Origin of the sequence: Marinibium conchae, from assembly GCF_015595035.1 — a bacterium.
Taxonomy (GTDB): Bacteria; Pseudomonadota; Gammaproteobacteria; order Enterobacterales; family Alteromonadaceae; genus Glaciecola.
In genome coordinates this window covers 532,849-549,564 of record NZ_JADNRN010000003.1, presented here as the reverse complement: position 1 = coordinate 549,564, position 16,716 = coordinate 532,849, and the positions used below count along the sequence as shown (strand labels likewise).

Sequence of the window (16,716 nt, the reverse complement as noted above, 5' to 3'; positions counted from 1 at the left end):
AAGACGAGTAGATAAAACATGAAACCAGGTCGAAATGAATCTTGCCCTTGTGGCAGCGGTAAAAAGTACAAACGTTGCTGCATGAACAGTATCTCTAAGCAACACGCATCAATGCTGGATGATATTGAGCAAGTTGCTGCAATGAACCCTAACTTGTCTATAGAAGAACTTAATATTGTTGCAGAGCAAAAAATGAAGGCAGCTAATGATCGGCCACACCCTGACTTTTGTGGCCTTTCGCCAACACAAATGAGCAATTGGTTATATGCATCTGTCAGTGAGTTGGAAGGGGTAACACTACACACGCCATCTAACCTAATAACCAGCCCAGTGATGCGTTACTTAGCATTGATATTAAACGAAGCCATGCAAAACGATGGCTCTTTTAAAGCCACCAGCAAAGGTAACTTGCCGACAAAAATTGTTAACCAGGCTAGTGAGCTATTACCAGAATTTGCAGTCTCTCAATTTGAACGACATATTAGCATCAGTGAATATGCAGGCAGTAACGAGGATAAGTTTAATGCCCTACATTACAGCCGAGTGCTGGCAGAGATTGCTGGTATTATCTATCGTCGCAGTGGCCGCTATCATGTTAAAAAAACGGCTCAAAAGCAGTATTTAGCCCACGGCATTCAAGCGTTCTTTATCCCTATGCTCGAAGCTGCAACCTCTCAGTACAATTGGGGCTACCTAGATGGATGGGAGCACGATATTGATCTAAGAACCTTCTGGCTATTTATGCTGTGGCGCTTACAAAGTCATGGCAATACAGAGCAATTGATTGAAGAGGTAACGATCGCATTCCCAGACTTACTGCTGAAATGCCCTGAAGATGGGTATTCATCTCCGAGTAAGTTACTAGGCACAATGATTGAATCACGATTTATTAAACGCTTTCTTGAGTTTTGGGGTTTTGTGACGGTTACGCCAATGAGACATGTTAATGAGCTTAGGACGCCGGAAAAAGTGGAAGTGCAACCATTGATGAAGCAAGTTTTCCAATTCGATGTTTAGCGTGAAATAGAAGAACAAGGTTAGGTCTTTCAGCTTAAGAGTTTGCCACGTTGTTCGAGAACGAGAGCAATCGTACATAGGTTTATTTGTTTGGTGACAACTATTACATTCTTCTTAGCGCTCATCTTTGATTACCTAACACTCCGCATAACGAGCAGGTTTAAGGGTGTACGCTTTAAGCGAAGCAAAGGCTGCATTTAACGTTCTCCCAGCTACCGTAGGGAGTGCGTTTATACGATTGTTAGATACGTGCTTACTACAATACATGAACGTCATTAATAGTGGCTGCATATTCAAAATTACCATTAGGTATGAACTCAAATTCTACAGTTAAGTCTGTTATTTCGCCGTTTGCCGGCAAGTAAAAACCAAATAAAATAGAGCCTGATTCAGTTTCTAGCAATTCAGGGTAACACTTAGCTAAGTCCTCGTTTTGAAATTCAACGCGTGAAGTGTTGTCGAAGTAATCTTGAACAATCTTAATTAATTTTGCTTCAGTCCAAATTTCACCATAGCTGTTTTCGGTATCTATTAGTTTCTGAGCCTCGACAAATTTTCTGGCTGAAAGCAAACTTACCCAATTCTGGCAGTAATTTTTGAATGCACTTTCCTTATTTTCTTTTGCTATTAAGGGCATAGACTTCCTTGAATCGTTTGTTATATGCCATACACCTCGATCTCGCAATTTTCAATACCACTTTGATTTAATACATCAAGAGCTGTTGCTGAGACCACTAGCATACCCGTTTCTGATATTGAAAAATCATCTACGCCTAGCTTCCCGTAGACCTGAAGCCATAAGAAATTAGGAAGTTCCCTGTTGGGATGTAATTCATTAAATTGTTCAGAAGTAGTGGTACTACATTCTTCGAATTTACATCCTAACAGACCCTTTTCAACTATTTCTTTAGCTAACGATTCAGTAACAATAAAGCACGGAAAAGATTCTATTAGCGAATCACCTAACCAACCGTCAAATACATAGTTAAGCTTTGTAACACGCGGTGGATGAATTGAATTATCAAAATCTGAATCGTCCCCAATCCTACCAGAGACCTCAGGTTCTAAACTGTAATACATAACTCTCCTGGCATGTAACACCGCATTAAGCGGTAAAATTTGCTCTTTATTCTTATCCGCTTCAAGCTTTTGTTATATAATATTTTTCACTCTACGTCCGTTCAGTCGATAACCAATAAAACAAAATAAAAGTATAACTATGAAAGCAATGTAAGAAGCTACTATATAAGGTGTGCCTTGCTCATGAATTACATGCGCACCAATATCAGAATTCAAAGTTGCATAGCCAGCATAAAACATAAACAACGCGAGTAACACGCCTAAAAATATAAAGCCTTTCTTCCAAACTACTAGTAAACAAACCAGCAGGCCTATAACAAAACCTTGCATCCATAAATCAGATGTTGTTGCCGCCGCTACATCGGCAAAGCTTTCAATTAAAAACCGATGCCCTTCTGTTTCTTTTTCAATAATCGAAAGTAAACTTTGTGCAACAACCTCAAGTTTTTCGAAAAAAATTATGCTGTAGCAATGGCCTAGCTCGTGTGTAAGTGTTGATTTAAAACTTCAGGCTTAGTTTTAAATACATTGGCTGTCGCCGCTAGTGTATTTCTTGGGCAACACAAAATCATACTGGTTCGCGAAGTCATTAATGCTATTCCAAATCCAGCGAGGTCGTTTGATCATTGCTTGTCGAATAGCCTCTTTCGATGCATCTTCTGGTGCTATCGCAACTGTTAGGTGTTTAAATTATTGATTCATAACGTTAAAATGCTTCAATGTATTATCAGAAACTCTACTCAATATTCTGGATCTGCTCACGCATCTGCTCAATCAACACCTTCAGCTCAACCGCAGATTGAGTCACTTCTGAATTAATCGATTTAGAACCCAAGGTATTGGCTTCACGGTTAAACTCTTGCATCATAAAGTCTAGTCTTCTGCCCACAGCGCCGCCTTTTTTCAAAATCGACTTGGTCTCATTTACGTGGCTGGTGAGGCGATCAAGTTCTTCGGCAACATCCATTTTTTGCGCAAGCAATACCATTTCTTGTTCAACGCGGGTGGCGTCGAGTTCCATTTTAGCTTCGACGAACTTGCTTCTAATGCGTTCCTTTTGCCATTCGATAACACTGGGCATGTGCGCGCCTACTTTATCTGATTCGGCTTGTATCGCATCTAAGCGCTGTTCTATCAAGCCTTTCATATTGTTGCCCTCGCTTGCCCGCGCCGCCACAAAATCTGTGAAAGTAAGATCAAAGGCTTTCAGCATATCCGCTTGAATGGTGTCCATGTCGGCTTCTTGAGCGGCGATAACGCCAGGCCAGCGTAGAATTTCAATCGGGTTCATTAAGGCAACGTCGCCTTGTGTTTGCACCCAAGTGGCTGCTTCTACGACTTGTTTGGCTAGGTCTTCATTTACGTTTATAGAATTACTTGCTGCATCGTTTAAGCTGTAACGTAGTGCACATTCTACCTTTCCGCGTTGAAGGCCTTTACGAAAACGTTCACGCAATATCGGTTCTAGGCTTCTAAATTGCTCTGGCAGTCTGAAAAATGTTTCCAAGTAGCGTTGGTTAACCGAGCGTATTTCCCAAATCGCGCTACCCCAATCTTCTTTAATTTCACGGCGTGCGAAGCCTGTCATGCTATAAATCATGCTATTCCTTATCGAATCATCTATTAAAAAATGCTCGACTGGTTCTGTGTTTTCCTAACCAGCAACAAGCGCGCTAAGTTTAGCAGGCTTTTTCGCTTTATCGAAAAACTTATTAATAAGAGACCCTTAGCGCAATTGAAAGAAAGACTGCGTTTTTAAAAGTAAGTAGGCTATAATTCAGCCCTCAAAAATAAGGAGTCCACCATGCGTCCAAGCGGCAGAACTGCTAGCCAAATCCGTCCCGTTACTATTACCCGTAATTTCACTTGTCATGCCGAGGGTTCAGTACTCATCGAGTTTGGTAATACCAAAGTGCTTTGTAATGCCTCTGTGGTTGAGGGTGTACCTCGTTTCATGAAAGGTCAGGGCAAAGGCTGGATCACGGCTGAATACAGCATGTTACCTCGTGCTACCCACACACGTTCCGACCGCGAGGCGGCTCGTGGCAAGCAAGGTGGTAGAACTTTAGAAATTCAACGTTTGATTGCTCGCTCATTGCGTGCGGCAGTCGACCTAAAACTCCTTGGTGAAAACACCATCACCTTAGACTGCGATGTAATTCAAGCAGACGGCGGTACGCGCACAGCTTCAATTACGGGCGCTTGCGTCGCCTTGGTTGATGCTCTTACATGGATGCGCAGCAAAGGCATACTCAAAACCAACCCTATGAAGCATATGATTGCGGCAGTTTCTGTGGGTGTTTATAAAGGTAATCCGATTGCCGACCTTGAGTATTTAGAAGATTCCGACGCGGAAACCGACATGAACGTAGTGATGACCGACACCGGAAAGCTAATTGAAGTGCAAGGCACTGCTGAAGGCGACCCTTTCTCGTTTGAAGAAATGAATGAGATGTTGAGCTTAGCCAACGACGGTATTAAAGAGTTATTCGACGCCCAAAAGAGTGTGTTGGCCTAAGCTTAGCTCTGGCCTTATCGCTGCGTTCTTTTTTGAGGCAGCTATAAGCCAAGTGAGTCAGCAATGCAGCACGATGAACGTTACAACGAAGAGCAATAATTTTTAAGTAAGGTAGTTTACAAATGCAAGATTACAAAAGAGAGTTTATTGAGTTTGCCATTCAGCGTGGTGTATTACGTTTTGGCGAGTTTACTCTGAAATCTGGCCGCGTAAGTCCTTACTTCTTTAATGCTGGTTTGTTTAACACTGGCGGCGATCTAGCGAAATTAGGTAGATATTATGCGGCTGCGTTACAAGCCTCAAACGTTGATTTTGATGTACTTTTTGGCCCAGCCTACAAAGGTATTCCAATCGCAACAACTACTGCAGTTGCATTAGCGAATGACTACGAGCGCGATGTACCTTATTGCTTCAACCGTAAAGAGGCAAAAACCCACGGTGAAGGCGGAAGTTTAGTGGGTAGCGCCCTGAATGGAAAAATTATGCTAGTCGACGACGTGATCACAGCCGGAACAGCTATTCGTGAGTCGATGTTGATTATTGAACAGCACAAAGCGTCATTAGCCGGTGTATTGATTGCTCTCGACCGTCAAGAAAAAGGGCAAGGAGAGTTGTCGGCTATTCAAGAGGTTGAGCGCGACTTTGCTACACAAGTGATTTCGATTGTGAGTTTGGCTGATGTTATCGAGTACTTATCGCAAAACAGTGGCGAAAGCAGTGATTTTGAGCAAGCATCAAGTGCTATCAAAAGCTACCGCGACCAATACGGTATTTAAAAGTGACCCGTGAGATTTACGAACAAGCCGATCACCAGTTAGATGCTATAGGCCTTCGTTGCCCAGAGCCGGTAATGATGATCAGGCTTCAAATCCGTAAAATGCAGGAGGGTGAAACCTTGGCAATTAGCGCCGATGATCATTCAACGACGCGTGATGTCCCCTCTTTTTGTCGCTTCATGAAACACACTTTAGTGGCGAGTGAAACGAATCAAGCCCCTTACCGTTATTTGGTGAAAAAGGGCTTAGATTCCTGCCTTCGCAGGAATGACGATTGACTAGCCGGAATGACGGTGTAGTACCAGGAATGACGGTTGATTAGAAGGAATGAGGATTAAGACCCGTCACCCTTGCGAAGGCAAGGGCCTAGATTCCTGCTTTCGCAGGAATGACGGTGAAGTAGTAGGAATGACGGTGTAGTACTAGGAATGACGGTTGGTCTTAGCTCTCGCATGAGTCCCAGGTTATGCCGTCATCACTACATTCCAATAATGTTGTATCGTTAGGTAGGCTTGTGGCGCGCTCCCATTTAATAGCGTCGCTTCCGCGTTCACCAAATTTATTGATGTCAACAGCGTTACCGTCGTCATTAATATAAGTTTTAGTTTTCTGCCAGCGGTTTACTTCTAGGCTAATGTCATCTTCAAACTGATAAGGAATAGCAAGCAAATAGTCACCTAAATCACGTAGTGCTAGGCTCGCTTCTTTGTCTCGCATGTTATGCCAGTCGGCAAGCGCGGCATACTCTGCATCGGTATTATCAATCGTAAATACTGCGCCATAGCCAATTTCTTGTTCAGAAAAAGTATAACCATAACCGCGCTCAATGCCGTTGCCATAATTCAATGACTGGCAATCTTCATAGCTATCTTCAAACGTTGGCGGTGTTGCATTAATTAAGTCTAACTCTATGCCATTTTGAACGAAGCGCACCTGCTCTTCATTAAAGCATTGCCATTTCTCGCTACCGTCTTCGTATCTGATAGTGGTAGTTAAGCCCAATACACCCTCGTTCCAACTATCTTCGCTATAAAAACGGTAGCCAATTGTTCTGACAATGCTTCGTAAGTTATTTCTCAATACTGCTGTTTCGGTGAAATACTCGGTGGAGTGACTCACCGATATATACCGTAACCATTGCTCCGAGCTATCTGTGTTCGCGGAATCTTTAAACACAATAACGCTTATGTCGCTAGCATCTGGATACTCTTCACTTAGCTCTAGCTGAAAGCGATAACTTGCTTTAAGACTGCGCACAATATCTTGGGCAATGTCATACACCTCATTATTGCTGCTTGCGATGAAATCGGCATATATTTGTTCCGCCGAGATGTTGTAAAAACTCACAACATTCGATACTGCATTTTCTATAGAATCACTGACTTGTTGTCTCAATTCAACATTGTTTCTGAGTTGCGCACAGCTCATATTGCCTTGACCACTGCCTTGCAATTGCCTTCTAACCATACCCCAAATAAAGCTAGTTAGGGGCGTAATATGGCGAATATCGTCGTTGCTTGGCGCTACGAACGAGGGTGGGAATGACATCTGATATGCTTCGGTAACTTCGCCTAAGTCCTCGTCGATGGCACCTACAGGCACATCAACATAAGTTGTTGTATAGGGCAAACAAGCCTGCTCATCTTCACTTAGCTCAAGTGCATAGTCTCCAGCGTCGCCAGAGATGGCAAAGGGTTCGATGTTTCGGTTTAGTTTACCGTTGCCATTTAAATCAAGCCATATTGTAGCGCCTGACACATAGCCATCGATAACTTTTCCTTGCATGGTATATGCACTAGCAACAGGCGTGCTTGGTGGTGTTTCCACTGCTATTGGGGAAGCGCTATCACTGTTGTCGCTTCCGCCGCCACAAGCGCTGAGTAAGAAAGCTGCCACGATTAGTGAGCAGCTTAATTTGGGATGTTGCATACCTTTGAGTTTTGCATTTTGTATAAACATGGGTTTAGCCTAGTACTGGTTTAGTTAAGATATGCACTAACGGTAACAAGCGGGGAAACTAACTCAGGTAAAAAAGCGACAAATGACTGTAAAAAACCGACAGATTACTATTTAAGCAATTTTCTAGTGAATGGCTTGCAACAATGACGAGGGTTTAATGTCATATTTACGAATAAAACTACGCGAGAATTGGTCAACATTTTTGAAGCCGCAAATATCGGCACTGTATTGAATTGGCTTACCTTGCAGTAGCAATAAATACGCTTTATTCAGGCGGAAATCCTTTATAAATTGGCTGGGCTTGCCTAAGCCTAAATTAAGCATATTTCGTTGCAGCGTCCTCTCACTCATGGCCATCTTTTCAGCTAATGACAAGGCTGAAAAGCTTGCATCCTGATAATTGTTTTCGACGATTTTTTGTAACTTTTCGCTTATTTGAGATGCCTTGTGAGGTTTTGCATTAATTGCTCTGTGGTTTAGCTTTCCTTGGTTTGCAAATTGTGAAAGTAGTTTTTTTCTATGCAAAACACAGCGATTCACTTTTAGTAGCAGTTCGGGAGCTAAAAAGGGTTTCTCAATGACGTCTTCACATCCTATTGATAAGGCCTGAAGCTTGTATTCAATATCGTCAACAGAACAAAGAATATAGATGGGAGTTAACTTGAGCGTATCGTGTGACGCGATCATAGATAGTAGTGCAAAGTTATGTCGACACATTATATCGCTATCAGTAATGATCACATCTGGAATAGTATCAGCTAAGAGACTTATAACAGCATGAGAACTCACGGTAGCGAGGTTAAAGCCATGCTCGACAACTTTGTAATGCGTACTGAAAATATCGCCTAAGTAGCCGTTGAGCTCTAGGTTTGGTTCGAGTATCAACACTGAGTTATTGAATAAACTTAACTCTGAAGATTGAACCGCACTGTTGTTACTTTCTCTAAAGTGGACTAGGTTTTGGGATACTTCGTCATGAATTCCAGCGTAGTCTAGCGTCCACTCGATATGTGCCACTTCATCTACCCATTTGTATGAAATACTCCATCCGTACTGCGCATACACAAGATTGATGACTTGCATATCTTTATCTTGAAATAAGGATGTTTTTTGAAAGCTAGGAGTGTAGGTAACACTACAAGTGATGTTGAGTGAAGCGTCGCACACCTGGCTTTTTACCATCATTTCTTTTGGCTGCTCGTTATGATTGACAATAGTGCCAAGCAGGCAATGCATTACCGAGCGAATAGCATCATCAGAAGCAGATATAAGATGCTTGACTGGAAAATGCCATTGCAAGCCAAGCCCTTTGTTTTTGAACCAAGGCTCATAAGCAATAAGGTACTTAACCAGCTCATCTTCAATCGAAAGCATTGCTGATGATGTTGGAGATTTAGACAAGCTTTCTTTTTGTAAAAGCGTAAGGATCGGCGGTGCGCTTTTGGTACTCAAAACAAGGCCCCTACTACTGTAGAAAGCCTGTTTTGAATAATGATGAATAATACAGGAATTTGCGCTTACTCTGGTTTCATGAACTTAATGGTCCAGCGGTCGGTATTTCCGGCTACTGATTTTACGCCAACTTCATACTCAAGTTCGTCATCTTCGCGATAGTGAAGAGTGCTGTAATCTACCATCACGAAACCAGCTTCTTGAATTTCTTTAATTGCCAGAACTGGGTCAACTCTGCGGCGATTACTATTATTTGGTGCTTCCATATGACGCGCGGTATGGTCAACAACACCATAAATACCACCAGGCTTGAGCGCCTTAAATGCAAGCTCGTTCATCTTTTTGCGACCCTGCTCACTGAAGTTGTGATAGTTACGAAAAGTGAGAACAACATCGGCATCACTCACGCCAAGATCGGTCGCCTTGATTGAACTGAAACGTTCACCTTCTTCACGGTAGGTGCTTACTTCCTTTCCAACGATCCGCATTTTTTCGAAGCCTGGCTGATCGGCTAAATTTCTTTCTATGCGACTAGTGCCGATAGCTGCAAAATATTCACCATTTTCATTTAATGCAGGTGCTAGCAACTTGGTATACCAGCCACCACCAGGAACAAGTTCTACTACACGCATGTCGTCCTCAACACCGAAAAACTCCAGAGTTTGAACTGGACGGCGATTGCGGTCACGTTTAATTTCAGCGTCGGTTCTAATGTCTGAGGCCATTGCCGCTTCTATTTTTGCCTTGATTGGGCCTGCACTAACAAACGCCGAGGCGCTGACCAATGCACATGCAATGCTTAAAGTGAGTAGCTTTTTCATGGTTTTTCCTTTGTCGTTCACAATTATAATTATTAATCACTTGGCTCGTCTGGAACCTTTCGCTTGAGTATAGCTTATGAAACATATTTGTGGTTACTAGCTAAGCATTAACCACCAAGCCATGGCAACCAGCACACAAGCAAGTGCTACAGCTTGCCATTTATACCGCTTAATAAGTTTTTCGGTTTTATCACCAAAGTAATAAACCAGCACGGCGATCCCAAAATAGCGAATGATCCTTCCTAGTGCTACTGCAAGCATAAACAGCCCGAGCGAATAGCCACTCACACCGGCGGCTAACATAGCTATTTGCAGCGGTATCGGGGTGACGCCAGTGCTAAAAATAAACCAAAAGCCGTCGCGAGCCATCTGCTCCTGAAAGCTTTTGAACTGCTCTTCGGTGGTTAAGTACTGCATAACCAAATCGCGAATCATTTCAAATAAAAAGTAACCAAACGTGTAGCCCAGCAATGCCCCAAACAAGCAGCCTAAGGTGGTTAAAAAGGCAATTAGCCAGAGCTTCTCTCGTCGCTTCTGCATAAGAGGAACAAGCAGTGCCTCTAATGGAATGGGTACTACCGTTGATTCTAAAAACGAGGCAAGCGTGATGCCACTTAACATATGCTTGGATTCTATCAGCTTTTTAACTTTCGCTTTAATCGACATTTGGCCTGCTTACTCAACTCATGCTCTACAGCATATTTTTCATTTCAAATCACAAAAAAGAGGCCTTTCAGCCTCTTTCGTATCGTCACCACAGGAGTTCGGCTTTACTCGCCTGAGCTTACTGCCATTGTGTTTTTGAACACGGTACCGTCTTTCATTACAAAATCTACTTTTTCAAGCAAGCTTATGTCATCGAGAGGGTCGCCTTTTACGGCTACTAAGTCGGCCAACTTGCCAACCGTCACGGTGCCTAATTCCTTGTCGATCTTGAGTAATTTGGCTGTGTTAATAGTGGCTGAACGAATGGCATCCATTTCCGACATGCCCGCTTCTACCATAAGCGCAAATTCTTGAGCGTTGTTGCCATGAGCGGACACTCCCGAATCAGTACCAAATGCGATCAGCACGCCATTTTCATGCGCTCTAGCGAAGGTCTTTTGGATCAAGGGGCCAATAGCGGCTGCTTTAGGACGGACTATGTCGGGGAAGTAGCCGTCGATTTTTGCTTTTTCGGCAACAAAGTTACCCGCTAAAATAGTTGGTACATAATACACATCGTTTTTGCGCATCAGTTTAATGATTTCGCGATCCATGTAAGTGCCATGCTCGATTGAGTCGACGCCAGCTAAAATAGCGCGCTTCATGCCTTCCTTTCCGTGAGCATGAACCGCTACTGTCATGCCGTAATCTTTAGCTGTTTGCACGATGGCGTCTAGCTCATCTGTCATAAACTGTGGGTTTTGACCGCTTTTTGCAACGCTCAGTACACCGCCGGTTGCTGTGATCTTAATAAGATCGGCGCCGTCTTTGTAACGCTGTCTTACTGCTTGGCGGGCTTGTGCTACACCATTAATTACACCGTCGCGAGGCCCAGGGTTGCCCATTAAATCTGCACTTTGACCATTAGTTGGATCCGCATGCCCGCCTGTTGTTGCAATCGATTTTGCTGAGGTGAAAATGCGCGGGCCAATAGAAACGCCGCTATCAATCGATTTGCGCAATGCAACAGTCTCATTTTTCATGTCACCGAGGTTTCTTACCGTTGTGAAACCAGCCATCAGTGTTTTAGCTGCATAGTCCACTGAGGCAATTGCATAGTCGGCTTCGTTTGAGGTAAAGCGCTTCATATAACTAGCAGGCCCTTCATTTTGAAACGATAGGTGCACATGCATATCCATCAAACCAGGCATGAGAGTGGCACCTGTTAAATCGATGAAAGTGTCGTCATCGCCACCTGTGTCTTTACCATCAACAATTTTAATGATTTTGTTATCTTCGACGATAACAGTCTTATCACTTTGTGTTTTTGAATCTTCTGAAGTAATCAGCTTACTTGCGAAGATATGGGTAGCCGCGAAGGCTTGTATCGAAAAGGCCTGCGATAGTATAAGTACTGCTGCCGCATAGCCTGCAAATTTGTTTTTTGTTGAGAAGATTACTTTCATGTTTGTTTCCCTACTAATTTGTAGTGTTACATTAGGACAAAAGTGACTGTAAATCAAAGGATTCTGAATGCTATGCACCAAATAGGGGCTTGATTTCTTTACACACTTACACTGCCACGTAAAACGGCAGGTAAAAGGGTATTTTATGCGCAAAGACCAGTTGATTGTAGATGAGGAAGTTACTTTTCCGGCTACGTCAGAACTTGTTTCTACCACCGACACTCGAGGTATTATTACCTATGCTAACACCGTGTTTTGTGAGGTTGCGGGCTATCGTTCAGACGAGCTCGTAGGTTCAAACCATAACATCGTGCGACACCCTGACATGCCAAAAGCAGCATATAAAGATATGTGGGATCACTTAAAAAAAGGGGAGTCGTGGCATGGTATCGTAAAGAACCGTTGCAGCGACGGCCGTTATTATTGGGTCGATGCTTTCATTACTCCAATTTATGAAAATGAACAGTTAATTGGCTACCAGTCGGTGCGTGTTAAACCGCAAGCTGAACAAATCGAGCGGGCCAAAGCTTTTTATAAAGTGATCAACGAGGGCGGCAAGTTGCAAAGCTCTGAGCTAAGCTATGCACAAAAAACGCGACTCTTTTTGGCGATTATCGTTGTCGTAGCGCTGTTCACTTCTTTCGTATCAGATTGGTATGCTGGTTTTTCCATTCTTGCATTGGCATCGGCTGGTTTAATCGTTTTTAAAACCGAGCTAATTGAAATTCCGAAAATGGCTCACGACCTCAAAAATGATTATGACAGTATTAGTCGTTATGTTCTCGCGGGGCGAGGGGTTTCTGGCATTGTGAAGTTTCACTTGGGAATACAAAAGGCCATGCGCAGGACTATTCTTGGCCGCACGCTCGATGCAACCAGAGAGATCAGCCAAATAGCAAACAACACCCTAGCGATAGTAGAGCGCACAACCCAAGGCATTCATGAGCAAAAAGCCGAAATGCAGCAGATATCCGACGCTGTGAAGCGCATGGCAGAAGGAAGTCAGGGGGTAATGTCGAGTACCGAAGATACCAACCAACGGGTTATTCAAACTAATGAACAATGCGCTGGCGCTAAAGACTTGATTATCAGAGGGCGCGATGGGGTGAGTGGTTTGTCAGATGTGGTTGAACAAGCCTCAAATACTGCCGATGAACTCATGCAAGCCTCGGATAAAGTGTCTGAAACCATTGGCGAAATAGACTCGATTGCCGACCAAACTAATTTGTTGGCACTCAATGCGGCTATCGAGGCGGCTAGAGCGGGAGAGTCAGGGCGTGGCTTCTCGGTAGTGGCTGATGAGGTTAGAGCACTCTCAACACGCACGCAAGAGTCTGCGGCAAATACCATGAATAGTCTGGCACAAATGCGTGAAATGCTTAAAGAATGGGTCGTTAAGATGCACGATAGTCGCGAAAATGCAGTGACCAGTGCGAATCAAGCCAACGAATCGGCTGATTCTATTCAAGAGGTATACACTATGATAGAAGCAATATCTCAACACCTTGGCGGCATTGTTAGCGCGACTGAATCGCAAGATAGTATGTGTGGTGAAATCGAACAGCATGTTGGCGGTATTCAATCTGTGGCTGATGCAAACGCAGCCCTAGCGCAGGAAATGGAAGATAACGCCCGAGCGCTTAACGACAATATTCAGCGCCTAGTTGGCTTGAGTAACGCCTTCGGTGAGAAGTGAATCGAGTTGAATATTAGCGTCTAGCGAAGGCCGTGGGTGTTCATCGTTATCTGAACAAATACGTGGATCAAAAAGAGCGACAAAGGTCGCTCTTTTTATGTACTTACTTTGAATAGAAATTAGCGTTCTTTATGCTAGCAAAGTCGTTAAATCTCACACCATGCTCCTTCATCACTTTCAAAATTTTAGCGCTTATTGCTTGGCGCAAATAGAAAGGTTGATTTGGCACAAAGTGATGAATAGTGTGTGTCTTACCGAAGTTGAAACAGAACAAGTGAAAAGGCGCAAACAAGCGACTGGTTAATACATGAGTTTGCTCGAAAACGTTATTCACGCCGCCGTAATAGTGCATCGACGAAGTAACAAAATTAAGCGAGCTAGAACGAATGATATTGGGTAAAACCAAAGTGATCATCAAAAACTCGAACACGTTCATAGTCGACATTGCCCATGCTGGCATCATTCCTTCAATGGGCACTATAAAGTTAACCAAATGGAAGATAACCACGCTATATAAAACGATGAAGTAGGCTGTCGTAATGGGGAAGCCTGCGTTAAATACGCGCGAAAAGCTAAAGTCTTTAATTTCTTTTTTGAAACGAGCAGAGTTAAATACCAAGCCCAACAAACCATCAACAATCACTAAGAAGCGCAAGAAGGGATTTTTAATTCCATTGCCAACTAAGCGTTCTTCTAAGTCTTGCTCTGTGCCCGACACTTTATGATGGTGCAAATGAATCTGACGGCGATACCATGGGTTAATAGTATTCGGACGCATCAGCCATACCACTAACATCATAAAATTATGCACAATGGGGAACTTGCTGAAGTATTGCTTGTGGATCAAGTCATGCTCAAGCTCGTGTGAGATGGAAGTTACAACAGCCGCTAACACTACGCACAGCCACGCCGGAATGATGGCTAAATAATAAAGCACCCCTAAACCTACCAACGCAGAGAAGGATAGCAATAAAATCGTAAGCCCTAAGGCGTTTTGATAGGACAGAATAGGATACTTCTGCCGCAAGTTACGCTCTTCATCCTTGATAGCTTTTACAATGGTTTTAATTGTCAGTTTTGTGTCTGTAGTTGTCATAAGCGATTTTCATTACTTTGTGATGCGTGGACTATAACCGATTCGAACCCAGATTCGAAGTATTTAGCTAGACCATATAGGTATATATGGCAGCAAATTAGTACAGTTATTAATCTATTTAAGGAAAGGTTTTTACTGTTTTGGGGGCTGCAAAGTTCAGTTTCATGAGCAAATTCTGTGAGTTATTAATAACGCCCGATAACAAACTCGTAGTCACCGCTGTTAATGACTAACTCAGTGCTCTTTGTAGTTGTTCTTTCTCTTGCTAACTCAACCCATTGATACAATACATTTTGATGAAGCCTTGCCCATAAGTTTCTGCGAACCAAGCAATAGGGAACGAGTACATCTTTGTATTCTCTAAGCTCCACTGGATGGCTATCGTCGATAACAAAGCTATCTCCCAGCTGGGTTGTCACAGTGAGTACGTGTTGGTCTTGCTGCCAGTCGCCAATAATGAACGGAACGTCTTCAACGCTAATCCCAATTTTTTCAACAGGGGTAACTAGAAAATAATCGTCAGCTTCCTTTTTTAAAACACTCGCCAATAGGCTTACCAATGCCGCACGAGTGAATGGACTGCCCTCGTGCCACCATTGCCCATTCGCTTTAATGACTAAGTTCATGTTGCCACAAAATTCGGGGTTCCAGTCATCAACGGGAGGTAAAGCTTGGCTATTCAAGCCCTGCTTTACCTCTTTTAATTGTTGAGCAATTGCGCCTAAATCCATAATTAAAGCTCTGGCCTAGTACTAGGAGTCTTGCAAGGCATCGCGCAAATCACGTAATACTTGTTTGATTTTTCGAGTGTTTTCTGGGCCTGTTCTGAGTATTTGCTTTTGTGGTCCCGACAAGTTTTCAAGTTTCTCGTCTTTATACTTGTACATTACACTGTCGGAGTAAACCTCAATAGGAAGGGGCACTATTGGCGTATCAAGAAGTTCATTGATTGCAGACAACAAGGTGCTATTGAATGAGCTGCCCGGCATTGAAATTTCTGAGAATTTACTTTCTATCGTTGGGCGATAAGTATCAAGTAAGGCAATTAAGTCTTCAGCATCCATCGATGCCAGTGCATCCACATAGGCGTTGTAGCGTTTAAAGCTGGCAGCGTCTATCCAATCTCTATCTGCCTGCTGGTAAACACGGAACTCGTCTTCTGGCTCATTAAGCAGGCTGTGAGTAGGCGACATTTCCGCATTTGCGATGTTGTTTACATTAATCACAAACTTCTGCAATAAGTCTTCACTAACGAGATATTGTGCAATAGCTGGGTTTTCGGCTACAGAAACTAAGGCAGTTTTTATTGCTGAATCACTTTCGTCAATTGGAAGAGGGTCGGGAACAACAGCTTCGGGTAGTGTGGTGTTGCCCGCTTCAATTTCTAAGGCCTGTATTTCCGGCGTGCCATTGAACACATCGCTCTCAACACCTACTTGTGTAGCTGTTTGGGCTTCGGTATCGGTGATAGTTTGTGAGCCATTGAGGGCCGGCGCATCGCCACTCTCGCCATCAAGTGAATCACGTGCATTTTCAGCTGTATCTGGGATGACTACCGGCACGGGTGTTGATACTAGCGCACTGTCGCTATCGTCTGATACTGGCCAAAAAAAGGCGATAAGTAAAATGACAAATAGAATGCCCGCTGCAAATAAATAAGGTTTCATTTGTGCTAGCTGGCTAGGGCCTTGCGTTTCTTGTTCGCTCATTGCTACCTCTTATTGCTGTAAACCGATAAAACCTGACTACTCAGACTATAGGACGATGTTTTTGTTCACTCTATATGGGGGTTGCAGCGAAAAATCAAACCCACACTGACCCCCTTCTCTACTAATTGCGTAAGTAATCTTACTATAGATGAAACAAGCTTAACTCACTATGAATATAAAATATCCAATGTCTGACTTATCAAAAAAGTCTCACGTTATCGAAAAGCTCGAGGTGCAGTCTTTCGAAATGAATGTCTATCTCGTGCGCGTGCAAATTGAGGGGCAAGCAGGTTTTGTCACTGATAAAAAAGGCAGCCCGATGCGTTTCCATAACTCGCAAATGGTACGCGATATGTTCGAGCACTGTGAAGTACAAAAGGCTGTGATGCTGCACGACTCGCCTTACGATGAAATGATTGGCAACCCGATGAAGGCAAGTGATTTAACCGAAATGCCTTTTTCAATGCAGCAACCCTACTAG

The 16,716-nt window shown here is 43.3% G+C and carries 17 protein-coding genes; 6 read left to right on the top strand and 11 right to left on the bottom strand.

Annotated features, from left to right (window positions below; all coding sequences use genetic code 11):
• The first annotated feature begins 18 nt into the window (after positions 1-18).
• Entirely contained in the window at positions 19-1,017 is a 999-nt protein-coding gene (locus ISG33_RS13880) for an SEC-C metal-binding domain-containing protein (RefSeq protein ID WP_195734202.1), read from the top strand.
• Positions 1,018-1,273: 256 nt separating this feature from the next.
• Here ISG33_RS13880 and ISG33_RS13875 read toward each other — a convergent pair whose 3' ends face one another.
• The 3 genes from ISG33_RS13875 to ISG33_RS13865 all read right to left on the bottom strand — a co-directional run bounded on the left by ISG33_RS13875 (position 1,274) and on the right by ISG33_RS13865 (position 3,697).
• Positions 1,274-1,654, bottom strand: a complete 381-nt coding sequence (locus tag ISG33_RS13875; RefSeq protein ID WP_195734201.1) for a hypothetical protein — start codon at positions 1,652-1,654, stop codon at positions 1,274-1,276.
• A gap of 20 nt (positions 1,655-1,674) precedes the next feature.
• Positions 1,675-2,097 (bottom strand): hypothetical protein, encoded by a 423-nt coding sequence (locus ISG33_RS13870; protein WP_195734200.1) that lies wholly within the window; start codon positions 2,095-2,097, stop codon positions 1,675-1,677.
• 736 nt (positions 2,098-2,833) lie between these two features.
• Positions 2,834-3,697 carry a YicC/YloC family endoribonuclease gene (locus ISG33_RS13865; protein ID WP_195734199.1) on the bottom strand — a complete coding sequence of 288 codons (864 nt, stop codon included), beginning with the start codon at positions 3,695-3,697 and terminating at the stop codon, positions 2,834-2,836.
• 204 nt (positions 3,698-3,901) lie between these two features.
• On the opposite strand from ISG33_RS13865, the gene rph reads away from it, so the two are divergent.
• The 3 genes from rph to tusA all read left to right on the top strand — a co-directional run bounded on the left by rph (position 3,902) and on the right by tusA (position 5,669).
• A complete protein-coding gene (gene rph, locus ISG33_RS13860; protein ID WP_195734198.1) occupies positions 3,902-4,615 on the top strand; it encodes a ribonuclease PH in 714 nt (237 codons plus the stop codon).
• A 122-nt stretch (positions 4,616-4,737) separates the two neighbouring features.
• Complete coding sequence (gene pyrE / locus ISG33_RS13855) at positions 4,738-5,391, top strand: orotate phosphoribosyltransferase (RefSeq protein WP_195734197.1); 654 nt, start codon at positions 4,738-4,740, stop codon at positions 5,389-5,391.
• A gap of 2 nt (positions 5,392-5,393) precedes the next feature.
• Positions 5,394-5,669, top strand: a complete 276-nt coding sequence (tusA, locus tag ISG33_RS13850; protein WP_195734196.1) for a sulfurtransferase TusA — start codon at positions 5,394-5,396, stop codon at positions 5,667-5,669.
• Between the two features lie 163 nt (positions 5,670-5,832).
• Here the strand turns inward: tusA and ISG33_RS13845 are convergent, their stop codons facing one another.
• The 5 genes from ISG33_RS13845 to ISG33_RS13825 form a co-directional block, all read right to left on the bottom strand.
• Positions 5,833-7,350, bottom strand: a complete 1,518-nt coding sequence (locus tag ISG33_RS13845) for a hypothetical protein (protein WP_195734195.1) — start codon at positions 7,348-7,350, stop codon at positions 5,833-5,835.
• 123 nt (positions 7,351-7,473) lie between these two features.
• A complete protein-coding gene (locus ISG33_RS13840; RefSeq protein WP_195734194.1) occupies positions 7,474-8,802 on the bottom strand; it encodes a helix-turn-helix domain-containing protein in 1,329 nt (442 codons plus the stop codon).
• Positions 8,803-8,867: 65 nt separating this feature from the next.
• Positions 8,868-9,623, bottom strand: a complete 756-nt coding sequence (locus ISG33_RS13835; RefSeq protein WP_195734193.1) for a class I SAM-dependent methyltransferase — start codon at positions 9,621-9,623, stop codon at positions 8,868-8,870.
• 96 nt (positions 9,624-9,719) lie between these two features.
• Positions 9,720-10,289, bottom strand: a complete 570-nt coding sequence (locus ISG33_RS13830) for a YqaA family protein (RefSeq protein ID WP_195734192.1) — start codon at positions 10,287-10,289, stop codon at positions 9,720-9,722.
• A gap of 104 nt (positions 10,290-10,393) precedes the next feature.
• A complete protein-coding gene (locus ISG33_RS13825) occupies positions 10,394-11,734 on the bottom strand; it encodes a metal-dependent hydrolase family protein (protein WP_195734191.1) in 1,341 nt (446 codons plus the stop codon).
• Positions 11,735-11,879: 145 nt separating this feature from the next.
• On the opposite strand from ISG33_RS13825, the gene ISG33_RS13820 reads away from it, so the two are divergent.
• Entirely contained in the window at positions 11,880-13,430 is a 1,551-nt protein-coding gene (locus ISG33_RS13820; protein WP_195734190.1) for a methyl-accepting chemotaxis protein, read from the top strand.
• Positions 13,431-13,533: 103 nt separating this feature from the next.
• Here the strand turns inward: ISG33_RS13820 and ISG33_RS13815 are convergent, their stop codons facing one another.
• The 3 genes from ISG33_RS13815 to ISG33_RS13805 form a co-directional block, all read right to left on the bottom strand.
• Positions 13,534-14,526, bottom strand: a complete 993-nt coding sequence (locus tag ISG33_RS13815) for a fatty acid desaturase (protein WP_195734189.1) — start codon at positions 14,524-14,526, stop codon at positions 13,534-13,536.
• A gap of 185 nt (positions 14,527-14,711) precedes the next feature.
• On the bottom strand, positions 14,712-15,257 hold the full coding sequence (locus tag ISG33_RS13810; RefSeq protein WP_195734188.1) for a DUF1285 domain-containing protein: 546 nt from the start codon (positions 15,255-15,257) through the stop codon (positions 14,712-14,714).
• 21 nt (positions 15,258-15,278) lie between these two features.
• Positions 15,279-16,235, bottom strand: coding sequence for a DUF3014 domain-containing protein (locus ISG33_RS13805; RefSeq protein WP_195734187.1), 957 nt, complete (start codon positions 16,233-16,235; stop codon positions 15,279-15,281).
• Positions 16,236-16,404: 169 nt separating this feature from the next.
• Here ISG33_RS13805 and ISG33_RS13800 point away from each other — a divergent pair, with 169 nt between their 5' ends.
• Entirely contained in the window at positions 16,405-16,716 is a 312-nt protein-coding gene (locus ISG33_RS13800; protein WP_229333601.1) for a DUF6482 family protein, read from the top strand.